The sequence below is a fragment of the Bradyrhizobium sp. PSBB068 genome, from assembly GCA_016839165.1.
Lineage (GTDB): Bacteria > Pseudomonadota > Alphaproteobacteria > Rhizobiales > Xanthobacteraceae > Bradyrhizobium.
In genome coordinates this window covers 993,532-1,010,610 of sequence record CP069300.1, presented here as the reverse complement: position 1 = coordinate 1,010,610, position 17,079 = coordinate 993,532, and the positions used below count along the sequence as shown (strand labels likewise).

Genomic DNA, 17,079 nt, shown 5'->3' with positions numbered 1-17,079 from the left:
CCGATCCGGACGACTACGGAGCCCGGCCGCGGAGCCGGACCAAGCGAAGCGAAAATCGTGTGCAGTTCCAGCCGGTTCCGAAGATCGCAGGCCCGTCGAATCAACAATGGTGCTAAGCTTGCGCGCCGGGGATGTTCGGACGGAGGGCGCGGGCGCGCGACATGATTCGCATTTCGACGATCTTCATCGCCATCTGCATGGTGCTGGTCGCAGCCTCGCTCGGCTTCGTGCTGTATTCGGTGGCGGGCATCAGCGGATCGGAATCGGCGATCGTGGCGCTCACCGCCCTCACCTGCCTGATCCTCTACAACGCCCTCTCGATGCGGCTGCGCGACCGCAGCGATGTCGGCGGCCAGATCGCGGATCTGTCGCGCGGCACCGCAGACCTCGCCCGCCAGGTCGCTGAATTCGGCCGCCGGCTGGCCGCAGTCGAGGGCCGGGTCACGTCGGCCAATTCCACCGGCGCCGACCGGATGCAGGGCATGGCCGGCGAGATCAACGAGCTCGGCGGACTGGTGCGGCAGCTCGCGGCATCCGTCGCCCATCATGAGGATCTGCTGGCAGCGGCTCCCGTGGCGCAGCCGGTCGCTTCGCTGCGCGACGATCTGTTGCAGCCGGTCGCGCCGGCCGCGACCGTCGTGTTCGCGCCACCGCCGCCAGCTGCGCCGCCGCAGCCGATCTCGCGCAGCCAGGCCCAGCTCGTCGGCGCGATCAGGCACGCGATCGACGAGAACCGGCTCGACATCTACCTGCAGCCGATGGTGACGCTGCCGCAGCGCAAGGTGCGCTATTACGAGGCGGTGACGCGGCTGCGCGATGAGCGCGACCAGGTGCTTGCCGCCGACGATTTCATCGAAGCCGCCGAGTCCGCCGGCCTGATCGGCCGCATCGATCACATGGTGATGCTTCGCTGCGTCCAGGTGCTGCGCCGCCTGATGATCCGCAGCAAGGATGTCGGCGTGTTCTGCAACGTGTCGGCGGCGACGCTGGCCAGTCCGGCGCATTTCACCCAGTGCCTCGATTTTCTCGAGGCCAACCGCGCGCTGGCGCCGTCCTTCGTGCTCGAGTTCAAGCAGGCGACCTTCCGCAATCTCGGCCCGGTCGAGAGCGAGAACCTCGCGGCGCTATCGCAGCGCGGCTACCGGTTCTCGATCGACCATGTCAGCGACCTCCGCCTCGAACCGCGCGAGCTCGCCGATCGCGGCGTCCGCTTCATCAAGGTGCCGGCCGCATTGCTGCTCGACACCAGGCAGAGCGCGACGTCGGACATCCATCCGTCCGATCTGTCCGACCTGCTCGGCCGCTTCGGCATCGACCTGATCGCCGAACGGATCGAGGGCGAGCGCTCGGTGGTCGACCTGCTCGACTACGATGTCCGGTTCGGCCAGGGCTTCCTGTTCGCGCCGCCGCGACCGTTGCGGCCGGAGGGGGCATCTGCTACCGCCGAGGCTCCGCAGGCCAACCCCCAGGACCTCAATGGCGCCGGCCCTTCAGCACCTGTCACCAGCCCAACAGCGCCGCCGCGCGCAACCGGCAGCGCCGCGCTGGCGCGCCGCGCCCTCGGTCCTAACTAGTCAACGGCCTGCATCATGACGTCATTGCGCTTCGTCGAGCAATTGCGCGACCTCGTCGGCGATGTCGACGTCGTGCTGTCGGACATCTGGGGCGTCGTGCACAACGGGCTCGAGTCGTTTCCCGAGGCCTGCGAGGCCCTGCACACATTCCGCAAGCAGGGCGGCACGGTGATCCTGATCACCAACGCGCCGCGGCCGGCCGATTCGGTGCAGCGCCAGCTGCGCAAGCTCGGTGTCGCGGACGAGACCTATGACGCGATCGTCTCCTCGGGCGACCTGACCCGCCACTTCGTGGCCGATCATCCCGGCCAGAAGATCTTCTGGATCGGCCCCGAGCGCGACAGCTCGATCCATCGCGGCCTCGACGCCACCATGGTGCCGCTGGAGCAGGCCGACTACATCATCTGCACCGGCCTGTTCGACGACGAAACCGAATCCGCCGAGGATTATCGCGACACGCTGCTCAAGGCGCTCGCGCGCAAGCTCACACTGGTCTGCGCCAATCCGGATATCGTGGTCGAGCGCGGCGACCGGCTGATCTACTGCGCCGGCGCGATCGCCGAACTCTATCACGAGCTCGGCGGCGAGGTGATCTTCTACGGCAAGCCGCACCGGCCGATCTACGAGCGCGCCATGGCTCTGGCCGCCGAGCGCCGCGGCCGCCCGACCGAGCTCGGCCGCGTGCTTGCGATCGGCGATTCCGTGCGCACCGATCTCACCGGCGCCCATGGCTTCGGCATCGATCTCTTGTTCATCACCCGCGGCATCCATTCCGAGCAGTTCGAGGGCATCGAGCAGCTCGATCCGGCCTCGATCAAGGAATTGTTCGGCCACCCGCCGCGCGCGCTGATGCGCGAGCTGAAGTGGTAGCGGCCGGCTCCGCAAGCGGCGCGCTGCCAAAATATCGAAAACAACCCCATGCAAAGTGGCCGCGGCACCGGATGTTCGACCGGTCGCCTTGACACGTCGGGCAACTCAGGGGCATACTTCTAATATTCCGAAATAGCGCAGACGCACTTCGCCGCAGGAGTTATCGCATATGGCATTTGCGCGAGCCTCTGGTCGCGGTTCACCTCTCCCCGGCGGGGAGAGGTCGGATTGCGGAGCAATCCGGGTGAGGGCTCTTGCTCCCTCGATAGACCGTCCCCCCTCACCCGATTTGCTACGCAAATCGACCTCTCCCAAGGGAGAGGTGAACTTCCGACGCCGTTGCGGCTGAGCCTAATCTCATCTTGCCTTGGCGAAAAACAGCTATGCCCGGGACTAGCCCGGGCATAACGTGAATTCAGTAGATGCGATGGACGAGCGTCTTACGCGGTCGCCATGTCCGGGAACACCGCCTCGATCTTGGTCTTCAGCGTGGCGGCGTTGAACGGCTTGACGATGTAGTTGTTGACGCCGGCCTTCTTGGCCGCGATCACGTTCTCGGTCTTGGATTCCGCGGTGATCATGATGAAGGGCGTGGTCGCGAGATTGGGATCGGCGCGAACTTCCTTGAGCAGGTCGTAGCCGGTCATCGGCTCCATGTTCCAGTCGGAAATCACCAGGCCATACTTCTTGCCGCGCATCTTGTTGAGCGCCGCGGAGCCGTCGGACGCATCGTCGATATTCTCGAATCCAAGCTGCTTGAGAAGATTCCGGATGATGCGGATCATGGTGCTGTAATCATCAACCACCAGAACCGGCATGGACAAATCAACCGCCATCTTTTCCCCCAAAACGCCTGACGCAACTTGGCTTCTGCACGAACGCAGGTTTCCGGCAACGAGTAACAGCTGGCGTTAAACAGCGCGTTAACCGGCTGAATCCGGATTGTTACGGATTTGACGCGATTTTCGCTACGCTTGACTTCCACGCCGCCGCCGCGTCACGGTCCGGCCCGCAACAATCATGCTTAAGAATCCTTGAAGAATACCTGACATGAGCACCGGCTTTACCGTTATCCGCGACAACACCCCCGAAAGCGCCATCCCCAGGGGCGCCGTGGTCGCGATGGGAAATTTCGACGGCGTCCATCTCGGTCACCGCGCCGTGATCGGTGCGGCGCTGGCGATGGGCCGAGCGCGCGGCGTGCCCGCGCTCGCCGTGACCTTCGAGCCGCATCCACGCAGCTTCTTCAGCCCGAACACCCCGCAATTCCGCCTCACGGACGAGACCAACAAGCTGCGCTTGCTCGCAGCCACCGGGCTCGCCGGCGCCGTCGTCATGACCTTCGACAAGGCGCGGGCCGGTACGTCGGCGCAGGATTTCATTCACCATGACCTGATCCGCCGGCTCGGCATCAGCGGCATTGCGGTCGGCTACGACTTCCATTTCGGCAAGGGCCGGGTCGGCTCGCCAAGTCTTTTGGTTAGCGAGGCTCCGCGGCTCGGCATCGAGGTCGATGTGCAGGCCCATGTCGACATCGCCGAGCGCCCGGTGTCCTCCAGCGCCATCCGCATGGCGCTCGCCGAGGGCGAGGTCACCGACGCCACCACGATGCTGGGCGGACCGTGGTTCGTCACCGGCAAGGTGATCCACGGCGAGAAGCGCGGCCGCGACCTCGGCTATCCCACCGCCAACATCCGCCTCGACAAGCATTGCGGCCTGAAGCACGGCATCTATGCGGTGCGGATCGGCAAGGGCGCGCAGCGGTTCGACGGCGTCGCAAGCTTCGGGCGCCGGCCGACCTTCGACAACGGCGCGCCGCTGCTCGAAGTGTTCCTGTTCGACTTCAAGGGCGACCTGTACGACACGGTCCTCGATGTCGCATTCATCGGTTTCATTCGCGAAGAGCTGAAATTCGACACCATCGAGGCGTTGATACGCCAGATGGATGACGACAGCGCCAAGGCGCGCGCGTACCTCGCCGCCGCGCCGGACGCGTTTCCAAGACTCGGAACGATTGATTGAACAAGACTGAAAAGCAAAAGATGCTGGCGGGCGAGCTGTATCGCCCGGATGCCGAGATCGCCGCCGACCATGCCGCGGCGGAACGCTGGATGACCCGCTACAATGCGTCGGGCGCATCGTCCGCGGCCGAACTGAACGCGCTGCTCTCCGAGCGCTTCCGCAAGGTCGGCAAGGACACCATCATCCGCCCGCCGTTCTTCTGCGACTACGGCAGCAATATCAGCCTCGGCGACGGCGTGTTCCTCAACTTCAACTGCGTCATCCTCGACGTCGTCGAGGTCGTGATCGGCGACCGCACCCAGATCGGGCCAGCGGTGCAGATCTACACCGCTGACCACCCGCGCGATGCCGAAACCCGCCGCGCCGGGCTGGAATTCGGCCGCCCGATCCGGATCGGCAGCGACGTCTGGATCGGCGGCGGCGCCATCATCCTGCCCGGCGTCACAATCGGCGACGGCGCCCTGGTCGGGGCCGGCAGCGTGGTGACGCGGGACGTCGCCGCCGGCACCATCGTGGCCGGAAATCCGGCCCGGCGGCGGCTGCCTAGCGCGGGATGAAGAGGTTAGATCAGTTTGACCGCGGGTTTGGTCCACCTCTCCCCCGTGGGGAGAGGTCGGCGCGCAGCGCCGGGTGAGGGCTCTTGTTCTCTCGATAGACCGCAAACCCTCACCCGATTTGCTGCGCAAATCGACCTCTCCCAAGGGAGAGGTGGCACCTCCGCCGCCGCTCCAGCTCAACCTATCCCGCTTTAGGGGCCGTCCCGCGGAACGGTCCGCCGGCCACCGGGGGCTTTGCGAATTCCCCGTCCGGCTGCTAAGGAAACCCGATGTTTTCGCGGCGCATCATACGGATTAGCGGCCCGGCTTCCGCCTGAGCCCGAGGGCTCGGCGCAAGACCGGGATTTCGTCGTTTCACCCGCGATTGATCGCGTTTCCGCGCCCTCACCTGCCAGATCAGAGCCTTCATGTCCGACAAGCCGCAAAAGACCGACGCTAACGACTATTCCAAGACCCTTTACCTGCCGAAGACGGAATTCCAGATGCGCGCCGGCCTGCCCCAGCGCGAGCCGGAAATCCTCAAATACTGGAACGAGATCGGCCTCTACGACAGACTGCGCCGGGCCGCCGAGGGCCGCGCCAAATTCGTGCTGCATGACGGCCCGCCCTATGCCAACGGCAACATCCATATCGGGCACGCGCTGAACAAGATCCTCAAGGACGTCGTGACCAAGAGCCAGCAGATGCTCGGTTTCGACTCCAATTACGTGCCGGGGTGGGACTGCCACGGCCTGCCGATCGAATGGAAGATCGAGGAGGAGAACTACCGCTCCAAGGGCAAGCAGAAGCCCGATTTCCGCGACTCCGCCGCGATGGTCGCGTTCCGCCGGGAATGCCGCGCCTATGCGACGCACTGGATCAACGTGCAGCGCGAGGAGTTCAAGCGGCTCGGCATCATCGGCGACTGGGACCATCCCTACCAGACCATGAGCTACCCGGCCGAGGCGCAGATCGCCCGCGAGCTGATGAAGTTCGCCGCCAACGGCACGCTCTATCGCGGCTCCAAGCCGGTGATGTGGAGCGTGGTCGAGAAGACCGCGCTCGCGGAGGCCGAGGTCGAGTATGAGGACTACACTTCCGACATGGTGTGGGTGAAATTCCCGGTCACCTCGCCGGCGCATGGCGCGCTGGCCAATGCCTCGGTCGTGATCTGGACCACCACGCCGTGGACGCTGCCCGGCAACCGCGCGATCTCGTTCTCGCCGAAGATCGCCTACGGCCTCTACAAGGTAACCGACGCGCCGGAAGCCAAATGGGCGAAGACGGGCGACCTGCTGATCCTGGCCGACGCGCTCGCGGCGGAAGTGTTCAAGAAGGCGCGCGTCGCCGCCTATGAGAGGGTGCGCGACATCCCCGGCGATACGCTCGATGTCGTGGAATGTGCGCATCCGCTGCGCGGTTTCAGCGGCGGCTACGAATTCACCGTGCCCCTGCTCGCCGGAGAACACGTCACCGACGACACCGGAACCGGCTTCGTGCACACTGCGCCAAGCCACGGCCGCGAGGACTTCGACGTCTGGATGGCGAACAAGCGCGAGCTGGATGCACGCGGCATCAACACGGCGATCCCCTATACGGTCGACGAAAACGGCACCTACACCGCGCAGGCCCCCGGCTTCACCGGCAAACGCGTGCTGACCGACGAGGGCGAGAAGGGCGACGCCAACGACGCCGTGATCAAGGCGTTGATTGAAGGCGGCAAGCTGCTCGCACGCGGCAGCCTCAAGCACCAATATCCGCATTCCTGGCGTTCCAAGAAGCCGGTGATCTTCCGCAACACGCCGCAATGGTTCATCGCGATGGACAAGGACATCGCGGAGAACGGCCACGCGAAGAAGGGCGACACGCTGCGCGCTCGCGCGCTGCACGCGATCTCGGTCACGCAATGGGTGCCGCCGGCCGGCGAGAACCGCATCAACGGCATGATCGCCAACCGGCCCGACTGGGTGATCTCGCGGCAGCGCGCCTGGGGCGTGCCGATCGCCGTGTTCGTGCGCGAGAACGCTGACGGCTCGGCCGAGATCCTGCAGGACGAGGTCGTCAATCAGCGCATCAGCGAGGCCTTCATGGAGGAAGGCGCCGACGCCTGGTACATGGACGGCGCCCGCGAGCGCTTCCTCGGCTCGCGCGCGTCCGAGGACTGGAAGAAGGTCGACGACATCTGTGACGTCTGGTTCGATTCCGGCTCCACCCACGCCTTCGTGCTGGAAGACCGCCAGAACTTCCCGCAGCTCGGCAACATCGTCCGCAAGGTCGATGGCGGCAACGACACCGTGATGTATCTCGAAGGCTCCGACCAGCATCGCGGCTGGTTCCACTCCTCGCTGCTGGAAAGCGCCGGCACGCGCGGCCGCGCACCGTATGACATCGTGCTCACCCACGGTTTCACGCTCGACGAGAACGGCCGCAAGATGTCGAAGTCGCTCGGCAACACGGTCCAGCCGCAGGACGTGATCGCAAATTCCGGCGCGGATATCCTGCGGCTGTGGGTGTGCGCCACCGACTATGCCGACGATCAGCGCATCGGCCCGGAGATCCTGAAGAACACCGTCGAGACCTATCGCAAGCTGCGCAACTCGATCCGCTGGATGCTCGGCACGCTGCATCATTTCAAGCAAGCCGAGAAGGTCGGCTTTGCCGAGATGCCCGAGCTCGAGCGGCTGATGCTGCATGAGCTGGCCGGCCACGCAGAGACCATCCGCAACGCCTATGCCGCATTCGACTACAAGACCGTGGTCGCGAGCCTCGCGGCCTTCATGAATTCCGAATTGTCGGCGTTCTATTTCGATATCCGCAAGGACACGCTGTATTGCGATCCGCCGTCCTCGGTGGCGCGCAAGGCGGCACTGACCACGATCGACATCCTGTGCGACGCGATCCTGAAATGGCTGGCGCCGATCCTGAGCTTCACGTCAGACGAAGCCTGGCGGATGTACCGGCCGGGCGCCGAGCCTTCGGTGCATCTCACGCTGTTCCCGGACAGACTCGAGCAATTCCGCGACGACGCCCTCGCCGCGAAGTGGGAGACGATCCGCGACGTCCGCCGTGTCGTCACCGGCGCGCTCGAACTGGAGCGCAAGGACAAGACCATCGGCTCGTCGCTGGAAGCCTCGCCGGTGATCTATGTTGCCGACCGCGACATGCTCGCGACGCTGTTCGACGTCGATCTCGCCGAGGTCTGCATCACCTCGAACTACGAGGTGCGCGAGGGCGAGGCGCCGGCCAGCGCCTTCCGTCTCGATGCGGTGCCCGGCGTTGCCGTCGTGGTCGAGAAGGCGGTCGGCACCAAATGCGCGCGCTCGTGGAAGATCCTTCCGACGGTTGGCGAGGATCCCGAATATCCCGACGTCTCGCCGCGCGACGCACAGGCGCTGCGCGAATGGAAGGCGCTGGGGGTCACGGCTTGAGCTCGCCCGTTCGTGCCGGCGTGCTGGCGGCGGTCATCACCCTGATCGCCGACCAGGCCTCCAAGCTCTGGCTGCTTCACATCCTCGACATCGCGCACCACGCCCCGGTGACGGTGACGCCGTTCTTCGACCTGGTGCTCGCCATGAATCCCGGCATCAGTTTCGGCTGGTTCCAGAGCGAGACCCCGGCGGCCCAGATCCTGCTGATGGTGATCAAGGCCGCCGCCGTGATCGCGCTGGCGATCTGGATGGCGCGGTCGCGAACCTGGCTTGCGACAGTTTCGCTCGGCCTGATCATCGGCGGCGCGATCGGGAACGGTATCGACCGCTTCGCCTATGGCGCGGTGGTCGATTTTGCCCTGTTTCATGTCGAGATCGGGGGAAAAACCTTCAATTGGTACATCTTCAACCTCGCCGATGTGGCGATCGTTGCTGGCGTGGCGGCCCTATTGTATGATTCCGTGATGGGGACCCCCGCCGTAAAAGCGCCCTGATCCCGGCCGATATGAGCCGGTCGGCGGCCGACCTGCACCTAGCGGAACTGAGCGCTAAGCCAGTGATCGCTTTGGCGAATTTTGAGATGGGAAAAGCGCGATGCGCAACATCAAAGCCCGCGTTTATCTGATCGAGACGTCGCGGCTGCCGCTGATGCGCGGCCTGCGTTGGGCGTTCGTTGCGGCCGGGATCGGCCTCGTCATGGCCGCCGGGCCGGTGCGCGCCGGCGAAGATGAAGATGAAGATGACGGCCTGACCTTCGAAGAGCGGATCGTCGACAATCTGATGACCGGGCTCGGCGCCAAGAGCGCCGCCAGCAAGGGCATCGACTATCGCGAGCGCTCGCCGCTGGTGGTGCCGCCGAAGCTCGACCTGCCGCCGCCCGCCTCGACCACCCAGGTCAACGCGCCGAACTGGCCGAAGGACCCCGACATCGCCAAGCGCAAGGCCATGATCGAGGCGCGCAAGAAAGAGGTCAAGAAGGAGCCGTGGCAGTCAGCGGTGGCGTTGACGCCGGCCGAGATCGAGGCCGGACGGAAGCAGCAGACCGCCACCGACGGCCGGAAGGAGCCGCTCGAGCCCGGTGTGAGCACCAATCCGTCGTTGATGCCGAGCCAGCTCGGTTACTCCGGCGGTCTGCTCGGCATGTTCAAGGGCAACAGCAGCGAGTCTAAGCCATTCAAGGGCGAGCCGACCCGCGAATCCCTGACCGAACCGCCGCCCGGCTATCAGACGCCGTCCGCGGGGTTCGACTATGGCACCGGGCCGATGAAGCCGAAGGCGCAAGAAGGCCAATACGACGTCATGACCGGAAAACCGTTGCAATGACGCTTGGCCTGGTCGGGCGAAGGCTGACATGAGCAAAGCTTAATGCGGCGCGGCGTCGCTCTCTCCGCTTCGTGACGACGGGCACGGAGACGACCGTGTACGATGGCCTGCTTTCGCGCCCCGGCTGTGTGTCCGGGCTTTCATAAGGACCATGATGCCCACACGCCGATCGATTGCCCTGTTCGCTGCTGCTCTCATTTCAACGATCCCGCTGCCGGGCGCCAGCCTCCGCGCCCAGACCACCGTCACCTCGGAACGCCCTGCGAGCTTCGCGCTCGACAACGGCCTGCAGGTGGTGGTGATCCCCGATCACCGCACGCCGGTCGTGACCCAGATGATCTGGTACAAGGTCGGCTCGGCCGACGAGACGCCCGGCAAATCGGGCCTTGCGCACTTCCTCGAGCATCTGATGTTCAAGGGCACCGCCAAGCACCCGGCCGGCGAGTTCTCGCAGACCGTGCTGCGCGTCGGCGGTAACGAGAACGCCTTCACCTCCACCGACTACACCGGCTACTTCCAGCGCATACCGCGCGAGCAGCTCGCCTCCATGATGGAATTCGAGGCCGACCGCATGACCGGCCTGATCCTGAAGGACGAGAATGTGCTGCCCGAGCGCGACGTGGTGCTGGAGGAGTTCAACATGCGGGTCGCCAACAACCCGGATGCAAGGCTCACCGAGCAGATCATGGCCGCGCTCTATCTCAATCATCCCTACGGCCGGCCGGTGATCGGCTGGCACCAGGAGATCGAGAAGCTCGACCGTGAGGACGCGCTCGCCTTCTACCGGCGCTTCTACGCCCCGAACAACGCGATCCTGGTCATCGCCGGCGATGTCGACGTCAAGGATATCCGGCCGCTGGTCGAGAAGAATTTCGGCCCGATCCCGGCGCAGCGTGCGATCCCCGAGAAGCGTGTCCGGCCGCAGGAGCCGACGCCAGCCGCCCCGCGCACCGTGACGCTGTCGGACCCGCGGGTCGAGCAGCCGAACCTGCGCCGCTACTATCTGGTGCCCTCGGCGACGACAGCGGCGGCCGGCGAGAGCCAGGCGCTCGACGTGCTCGCGCAATTGATGGGCGGCGGCGCCAATTCCTACCTCTATCGCGCGCTGGTGATCGACAAGGGCCTCGCGATCTCGGCCGGCGCCGGCTATCAGGGCACCTCGCTCGACCCCTCGCAATTCTCGATCGCGGTGACGCCGAAGCCGGGCGTCGAGTTCGCGCAGATCGAGGACGCGATCGACAAGGTGATCGCCGACCTCGCGCAGAACCCGGCGCGCGCCGAGGATCTCGAACGGGTCAAGACCCAGCTCATCGCCGAGGCGATCTACGCCCAGGACAACCAGGCGACGCTGGCGCGCTGGTACGGCGGCGCGCTGACCACCGGCCTCAGCATCGACGACATCCGCAGCTGGCCGGATCGCATTCGCGCCGTCACCGCCGAGCAGGTGCGCGCCGCTGCCGCCACCTGGCTCGACAAGAAGCGGTCGGTGACCGGCTATCTGATCAAGGATACCGCGCCGAAACGCGAGGAGAAGCGCTCGTGACCTACTCCCTCACCCGCCGCGCGGCGCTGATCGGCGGCGCCTGCGCCGCGATGCTGGCGCTGACGTCTGTGCCCTCGCAGGCCGCTGCCAAGATCCAGCGGCTGGTATCGCCCGGCGGCATCGAGGCCTGGTTCGTGCAGGACGCCACCGTGCCGCTGATCGCGATGGAATATTCCTTCGGCGGCGGCGCCAGCCAGGATCCACCGGGCAAGCCCGGCGTCGGCAATCTGGTCGCCGACCTGCTCGATGAGGGCTCCGGCGATCTCGATTCCAAGACCTATCATGAGCGGCTCGAACGCCGCGCCATCGAGCTCAGCTTCGCGTCGAACCGCGATCAGTTCCGCGGCTCGCTGCGCATGCTCAAGGACAACAAGGACGAAGCCTACGATCTGTTGCGGATGGCGCTGACCTCGCCGCGGTTCGAGCCGAAGGACGTCGAACGCATCCGCGCCCAGGTCATCTCGAACCTGCGCCGCGAATCGACCAATCCGTCCTCGCTGTCCGGCCGCAAGTTCCTCGAGCTCGCTTTCGGCGATCATCCCTACGGCAGGACGGCGACCGGCACGCTCGAGAGCGTGCCGACCATCGAGATCTCCGATCTGAAGGAGTATGTCCGCCGCAACATCGCCAAGGATACGCTGCGGATCGCCGTGGTCGGCGACGTCGATGCCGACACGCTCGGCAAGCTGCTCGACAAGACCTTCGGCGACCTGCCGGCCAAGGCCGAATTGACGCCGATTCCCGACGTCGTGGCGACCAAACCGCCGCAGCGCGCCTTTGTCCCGCTCGATGTGCCGCAGACCATCGTCACCTTCGGCGGACCCGGCATCAACCGGCACGACCCGGATTTCATGGCCGCCTATGTGGTGAACCACATTCTCGGCGGCGGTGGGCTGTCGTCGCGGCTCTACAAGGAAGTGCGCGAGAAGCGCGGGCTGGCCTATTCGATCTACGAGGCGCTGCTCTGGATGGACCACTCCGCGCTGTTCCTCGGCAACACCGGCACCCGCGCCGACCGCGCCGGCGAGACCATCGATGCGGTCGAGGCGGAGATCCGCCGCATCGCCGAGCAAGGCCCGACGCAGCAGGAGCTCGACGAGGCGAAGTCCTATCTGAAGGGCTCGCAGATGCTGGCGCTCGACACCTCCTCCAAGCTCGCGCAGGCGATGCTGCAATACCAGCTCGACAAGCTGCCGATCGACTACATCGAGAAGCGCAGCGCCATCGTCGATGCGGTGACGCTCGACGACGTCAAGCGGGTCTCCAGGCGGCTGTGGGGCAACGGCCTGCTCACCGTGATCGTCGGCCGCGCCCCGCAAGCCGCCGCGCAGCCGGCGTCGGCGCCGCCGAAGGCGAACTGAAGCGTTTCGGCGCGCTCCTTCTTCGTACACCGCCGTCGTGGCCCCCCCTCTCCCCGCCCTCCCCCGCAAGGGGGGAGGGAGCCTGAGAGACGCGCTCACCTCACATCACGTCACGGCTGGCGGTGATGCTTCGATTGGCGTTGGATCGTTAGGGACGCATCGGCGGATGGGCTCCCTCCCCCCTTGCGGGGTAGGGTTGGGGAGAGGGGTGAGCCGCGGACTCTGACCGCAGATGTCGTACGCGCGGCATCCACGCACCCCAAGCACACGCAACACAAACCCGCTATCCTGCGGCCGCCGATTCTTCCCTGCACCGGGTGCTGTCATGCTGCGGGTGTCCCGCGACCTTACGATCGACGAGAACGACATTGAGATCGTGTTTGTTCGCGCCTCCGGTCCGGGCGGACAGAATGTCAACAAGGTCTCGACCGCAGCCCAGCTCCGCTTCGACACGACGAAGATCGCGCTGCCGCCGGACGCCGCGCAGCGGCTGGCGCGGCTCGCCGGCAGCCGCATGACCAAGGACGGCGTGATCGTGATCCAGGCGTTCCGCTTCCGCACCCAGGAGCGCAATCGCGCCGACGCAATCGAGCGGCTGCTGGAGATGTTGAGGGAAGCGATGGTGCGGCCGACGCCACGGCGCGCGACCAAGCCGACATTCGGCTCCAAGCAACGCCGCCTCGAGGGCAAGAAGCGCCGCAGCGACATCAAGGCCGGTCGCGGCACGCGCCGTTTCGACGACTAAAGCGCGATGAGATCGGGCTGAATCGTCATCGCGCTTTAGACTCTTGTTTAAGCATGATCTTTTCGGAAAACCGCTTCGCACTTTTCCGGATCATACCCTGGAGCGTTTTCGAGCGAAGTGGATGCAGCGCACGCATGGCGCTGCATCCGACATCAGAACCGGCAACGACCGGTTCCGCGCCAGATCGCCGCCCAGCTTTGTTCTGCTGTGAAACAGCCCGCTACTACCAACGGCGGATTTCGGCCTCCTACAGTCACGGCACAGAGGCGGTGATGTATATGACAAAGCTGCACGTGAGGTGGACGACCGGGGCGAGGTTGGCGCTGGGATTTTGCAGCGCAATGCTTGCAGTGCAAATCGCGCGCGCGCAAATGCCCCTGCCCGCCGCCAAGCCGCCCGATGGCGCCACGCTGTTCAAGCAGCAATGCGCGACCTGCCACACATCGAATGCGACAGATCCCGTCCGGCAAGGACCGTCGCTCTACAAGGTCGTCGGCCGCCATGCCGGCCAGGCCGACGGCTTCAAATATTCCGCGGGCTTCGCCAAGGCCGATTTCGTCTGGGACGATGCGAAGCTCGATGCCTGGCTGACCAATCCGCAAGAGGTGATCCCGGGTGCCGTGATGGCCTATCGGCAGGCCAAGCCGGAAACCCGCGCCATGATCATCGCCTATCTGAAGGAGCTGAACTGAATGGCGAAACCCGTGCATTCGATGATCCGCGTGTTCGACGAGGCCAAAGCGCTCGACTTCTATCGTCGCGCGTTCGGGCTCGAGATCGCGGACAATCTGCGTTTTCCCGATTTCGCGCTGATCTATCTGCGCCATCCGTCCTCGCCGTTCGAGGTCGAGCTCACGGTCAATTTCGACCGCAAGGAACCCTACACGCTCGGCGACGGCTACGGCCATCTCGCCGTCGTCGTCGATGACGTCGATGCCGAGCACGCGCGCTTCGAGCAGGAGAAGCTGTCGCCCGGGCCGCTGCGCGACTTCAAGCATGACGGCAGGACGCTGGCGCGCTTCTTCTTCGTCTCCGATCCCGACGGCTACAAGATCGAGGTGATCCAGCGCGGCGGGCGCTTCGGCTAATCCAGTTGCAAATCCAAATAGAAAATAAACTACGGAGGAAACCATGAGAGAAATCGATCGACGCAGCAGATATGACCGGCGTGTCTTTCTCAAAGGCGCAGCCGCCACCGCCCCTGCCGTCGCGATCGCGACATCGACCGGGCTCGGCATCACCGATGCGTGGGCCGAAGGCGCCTCGACGCTGACGCCGGCGACGCTGAAGACGCTGTTGAAGATGGCGCGCGACATCTATCCGCACGATTTCCTCGGCGACAGCTATTACATCACGGCGGTCAAGCCCTGGGATGAGAAGGCCGCGAAGGACCCGGCGGTCAAGTCGCTGATCAATGAGGGCATCGCCCGGCTCGATCAGGAGGCCAACGAGCGCCACAAGATGCCTTATGCGCAGGTCGCCTGGGAGAACGATCGCGTCGCGCTGCTGCAGCGGATCGAGACAAGCGCGTTCTTCCAGCAGATCCGCGGCGATCTCATCGCCTCGCTCTACAACAACAAGGAGGTCTGGCCGCGGTTCGGCTACGAGGGCTCCTCGGCCGAGCATGGCGGCTACATCAAGCGCGGCTTCGCCGACATCGACTGGCTGCCGAAAGCCTGAACCAGACAATTTTGGGAGGACACAATGGCAAAATTCGATCTGAATGACAGCGGCGTCGTCGTGATCGTCGGCTCCGGCGCCGGCGGCGGAACGCTCGGCAATGAACTGGCGCAGAAGGGCATCAAGGTCGTGATCCTGGAAGCCGGCCCGCGCATCGAGAACCAGGACTTCATCAACGATGAATGGGACAGCTTCAGCCAGCTCGCGTGGTCCGACGCCCGCACCACCTCCGGAAGCTGGCGCGTGCACAAGGACTTTCCGAGTATTCCAGCCTGGATCGTCAAGGCGGTCGGCGGCTCCACCGTGCACTGGGCCGGCGCCTCGCTGCGCTTCGACGAGCACGAGTTCAAGATCAAGTCGGCTTACGGCAACATCCCCGGCGCCAATCTCCTGGACTGGCCGATCACGCTCGCCGAGATGGAGCCCTATTACGCCAAGGCCGAGAACAAGATGGGCGTCACCCGCACCAACGGCATTCCCGGACTGCCCGGCAACAACAATTTCAAGGTGATGGAGGCCGGCGCCAAGAAGCTCGGCTACAAGGAGGTGCACACCGGACGGATGGCCATCAACAGCGAACCGCGCGACGGCCGCGGCTCGTGCCAGCAGATCGGCTTCTGCTTCCAGGGCTGCAAGTCGGGCGCCAAATGGTCGACGCTCTACACCGAGATCCCGAAGGGCGAAGCCACCGGCAATCTCGAGGTGCGCCCGGGCAGCATGGTGATCAAGATCGAGCATGATCAGTCCGGCAAGGTGACCGGCGTGGTCTATGCCGATGAGACGGGCGCGATGCAGCGCCAGAAGGCCCGCGTGGTCGCGGTCGCCGGCAACTCGATCGAGAGCCCGCGGCTGCTGCTCAACAGCGCGTCCAGCATGTTCCCCGACGGCCTCGCCAACTCATCCGGCCAGGTCGGCCGCAACTATCTGCGGCACATGACCGGCAGCGTGTATGCGACCTTCGAGAAATCGGTGCACATGTATCGCGGCACCACGATGGCCGGCATCATCCGCGACGAGGCGAAGAACGATCCGAAGCGCGGCTTCGTCGGCGGCTACGAGATGGAAACGCTGTCGCTCGGTCTGCCCTTCATGGCCGCGTTCCTCAATCCCGGCGCTTGGGGCCGCAGCTTCACCAGTGCCATGGAAGGCTATCCGCGGATGGCCGGCATGTGGCTGGTCGGCGAGGACCTGCCGCAGGAGACCAACCGCGTCACGCTGGATCCGAACGTCAAGGACAAGTTCGGCATGCCGGTCGCGAGCGTGCATTTCGACGACCATCCGAACGATGTCGCGATGCGCGATCACGCCTTTAGACAGGGTGCCGCGGTCTATGAGGCGGTCGGCGCCACCGTGACCTATCCGACGCCGCCCTATCCCTCGACCCACAACATGGGCACCAACCGGATGAGCGAGAAGCCGCGCGATGGCGTGGTCAACAAGTTCGGCCAGACCCACGACATCAAGAACCTGTTCGTCTCCGACGGCAGCCAGTTCACGAGCGGAGCGGCGTGCAACCCGACGCTGACGATCGTGTCGCTGGCGATCCGGCAGGCCGACCACATCGCCGGCGCGATGCAGCGCAAGGAGATCTAGCAAGAAACTACAGTTCCCCTCTCACTGAAGCGGCCTTGCCCAACAGGACAAGGCCGTTTTTCTGCGCGATGAATCCGAAAGGTTATTCCGCGGCGTCGAGGATCGGCTGGCCCCGGAATTCGGGCACCGCAGCTGTGCTCTGCGAGCGATAGATCAGGCAGCAGCACCGCAGCAGCGATGCGAAATTGTTGACCTCGCCATGGTGGTCGAGGACTTCGCCATAGAGCGTGGTAACGAACTTGGCGACGCTCATCCCCTCTTTCGCCGCGATCTCCTCCAGCGTATCCCAGAACGACATTTCCAGCCGGATCGAGGTGCAGTGACCGCCGATCCGCAGCGACCGGGTCTGCGACTCATAATTGCGCTGCGGCTGGTGCGAGAACAAATGGCACATAGCTATCCTC

Annotated in this window: 16 protein-coding genes; 14 read left to right on the top strand and 2 right to left on the bottom strand. The window is 65.0% G+C overall.

The window, feature by feature from the left end; all coding sequences use genetic code 11:
* Positions 1–161: 161 nt before the first annotated feature.
* Both JQ507_04795 and JQ507_04790 read left to right on the top strand, forming a co-directional pair.
* Entirely contained in the window at positions 162–1,574 is a 1,413-nt protein-coding gene (locus JQ507_04795) for an EAL domain-containing protein (protein ID QRI70850.1), read from the top strand.
* A 15-nt stretch (positions 1,575–1,589) separates the two neighbouring features.
* Positions 1,590–2,444, top strand: coding sequence for a TIGR01459 family HAD-type hydrolase (locus JQ507_04790; GenBank protein ID QRI70849.1), 855 nt, complete (start codon positions 1,590–1,592; stop codon positions 2,442–2,444).
* A gap of 440 nt (positions 2,445–2,884) precedes the next feature.
* Here the strand turns inward: JQ507_04790 and JQ507_04785 are convergent, their stop codons facing one another.
* Positions 2,885–3,280: a response regulator gene (locus JQ507_04785; protein ID QRI70848.1), complete on the bottom strand. Its 396-nt coding sequence runs from the start codon at positions 3,278–3,280 to the stop codon at positions 2,885–2,887.
* Between the two features lie 214 nt (positions 3,281–3,494).
* Here JQ507_04785 and JQ507_04780 point away from each other — a divergent pair, with 214 nt between their 5' ends.
* The 12 genes from JQ507_04780 (at position 3,495) to JQ507_04725 (ending at position 16,675) form a co-directional block, all read left to right on the top strand.
* Positions 3,495–4,466, top strand: a complete 972-nt coding sequence (locus tag JQ507_04780) for a bifunctional riboflavin kinase/FAD synthetase (GenBank protein QRI70847.1) — start codon at positions 3,495–3,497, stop codon at positions 4,464–4,466.
* A complete protein-coding gene (locus tag JQ507_04775; protein ID QRI70846.1) occupies positions 4,463–5,023 on the top strand; it encodes a sugar O-acetyltransferase in 561 nt (186 codons plus the stop codon). The genes JQ507_04780 and JQ507_04775 overlap by 4 nt, the downstream gene beginning before the upstream one ends.
* A 407-nt stretch (positions 5,024–5,430) precedes the next feature.
* Complete coding sequence (locus tag JQ507_04770; GenBank protein QRI70845.1) at positions 5,431–8,430, top strand: isoleucine--tRNA ligase; 3,000 nt, start codon at positions 5,431–5,433, stop codon at positions 8,428–8,430.
* Positions 8,403–8,924, top strand: a complete 522-nt coding sequence (locus JQ507_04765) for a signal peptidase II (protein ID QRI70844.1) — start codon at positions 8,403–8,405, stop codon at positions 8,922–8,924. Before JQ507_04770 ends, JQ507_04765 begins: the two co-directional genes overlap by 28 nt.
* Before the next feature lie 100 nt (positions 8,925–9,024).
* Positions 9,025–9,753, top strand: a complete 729-nt coding sequence (locus tag JQ507_04760) for a hypothetical protein (GenBank protein QRI70843.1) — start codon at positions 9,025–9,027, stop codon at positions 9,751–9,753.
* A gap of 151 nt (positions 9,754–9,904) precedes the next feature.
* Complete coding sequence (locus JQ507_04755) at positions 9,905–11,296, top strand: insulinase family protein (protein QRI70842.1); 1,392 nt, start codon at positions 9,905–9,907, stop codon at positions 11,294–11,296.
* A gap of 50 nt (positions 11,297–11,346) precedes the next feature.
* The gene (locus tag JQ507_04750) at positions 11,347–12,657 is read left to right on the top strand and encodes an insulinase family protein (protein ID QRI73178.1); all 1,311 of its coding nucleotides are present in this window, start codon (positions 11,347–11,349) and stop codon (positions 12,655–12,657) included.
* Positions 12,658–12,982: 325 nt separating this feature from the next.
* Positions 12,983–13,402: an aminoacyl-tRNA hydrolase gene (gene arfB, locus JQ507_04745; protein QRI70841.1), complete on the top strand. Its 420-nt coding sequence runs from the start codon at positions 12,983–12,985 to the stop codon at positions 13,400–13,402.
* A gap of 371 nt (positions 13,403–13,773) precedes the next feature.
* A complete protein-coding gene (locus JQ507_04740; protein QRI73177.1) occupies positions 13,774–14,094 on the top strand; it encodes a c-type cytochrome in 321 nt (106 codons plus the stop codon).
* Positions 14,095–14,490, top strand: coding sequence for a VOC family protein (locus JQ507_04735; GenBank protein QRI70840.1), 396 nt, complete (start codon positions 14,095–14,097; stop codon positions 14,488–14,490). It begins immediately after the preceding gene.
* Positions 14,491–14,533: 43 nt separating this feature from the next.
* Entirely contained in the window at positions 14,534–15,082 is a 549-nt protein-coding gene (locus tag JQ507_04730) for a gluconate 2-dehydrogenase subunit 3 family protein (protein QRI70839.1), read from the top strand.
* Positions 15,083–15,106: 24 nt separating this feature from the next.
* A complete protein-coding gene (locus JQ507_04725; GenBank protein ID QRI70838.1) occupies positions 15,107–16,675 on the top strand; it encodes a GMC family oxidoreductase in 1,569 nt (522 codons plus the stop codon).
* 82 nt (positions 16,676–16,757) lie between these two features.
* On the opposite strand, the gene JQ507_04720 is transcribed toward JQ507_04725, so the two are convergent.
* The gene (locus tag JQ507_04720; protein ID QRI70837.1) at positions 16,758–17,069 is read right to left on the bottom strand and encodes a ribbon-helix-helix domain-containing protein; all 312 of its coding nucleotides are present in this window, start codon (positions 17,067–17,069) and stop codon (positions 16,758–16,760) included.
* Positions 17,070–17,079 lie beyond the last annotated feature (10 nt).

Excerpts from the sequence above, each read along its gene's own strand:
- JQ507_04795 (QRI70850.1), top strand. The coding sequence starts at position 162 with ATGATTCGCATTTCGACGATCTTCATCGCCATCTGCATGGTGCTGGTC.
- JQ507_04790 (QRI70849.1), top strand. The coding sequence starts at position 1,590 with ATGACGTCATTGCGCTTCGTCGAGCAATTGCGCGACCTCGTCGGCGAT.
- JQ507_04785 (QRI70848.1), bottom strand. The coding sequence starts at position 3,280 with ATGGCGGTTGATTTGTCCATGCCGGTTCTGGTGGTTGATGATTACAGC.
- JQ507_04780 (QRI70847.1), top strand. The coding sequence starts at position 3,495 with ATGAGCACCGGCTTTACCGTTATCCGCGACAACACCCCCGAAAGCGCC.
- JQ507_04770 (QRI70845.1), top strand. The coding sequence starts at position 5,431 with ATGTCCGACAAGCCGCAAAAGACCGACGCTAACGACTATTCCAAGACC.
- JQ507_04765 (QRI70844.1), top strand. The coding sequence starts at position 8,403 with ATGGAAGGCGCTGGGGGTCACGGCTTGAGCTCGCCCGTTCGTGCCGGC.
- JQ507_04760 (QRI70843.1), top strand. The coding sequence starts at position 9,025 with ATGCGCAACATCAAAGCCCGCGTTTATCTGATCGAGACGTCGCGGCTG.
- JQ507_04755 (QRI70842.1), top strand. The coding sequence starts at position 9,905 with ATGATGCCCACACGCCGATCGATTGCCCTGTTCGCTGCTGCTCTCATT.
- JQ507_04750 (QRI73178.1), top strand. The coding sequence starts at position 11,347 with ATGCTGGCGCTGACGTCTGTGCCCTCGCAGGCCGCTGCCAAGATCCAG.
- arfB (QRI70841.1), top strand. The coding sequence starts at position 12,983 with ATGCTGCGGGTGTCCCGCGACCTTACGATCGACGAGAACGACATTGAG.
- JQ507_04740 (QRI73177.1), top strand. The coding sequence starts at position 13,774 with ATGCCCCTGCCCGCCGCCAAGCCGCCCGATGGCGCCACGCTGTTCAAG.
- JQ507_04735 (QRI70840.1), top strand. The coding sequence starts at position 14,095 with ATGGCGAAACCCGTGCATTCGATGATCCGCGTGTTCGACGAGGCCAAA.
- JQ507_04730 (QRI70839.1), top strand. The coding sequence starts at position 14,534 with ATGAGAGAAATCGATCGACGCAGCAGATATGACCGGCGTGTCTTTCTC.
- JQ507_04725 (QRI70838.1), top strand. The coding sequence starts at position 15,107 with ATGGCAAAATTCGATCTGAATGACAGCGGCGTCGTCGTGATCGTCGGC.
- JQ507_04720 (QRI70837.1), bottom strand. The coding sequence starts at position 17,069 with ATGTGCCATTTGTTCTCGCACCAGCCGCAGCGCAATTATGAGTCGCAG.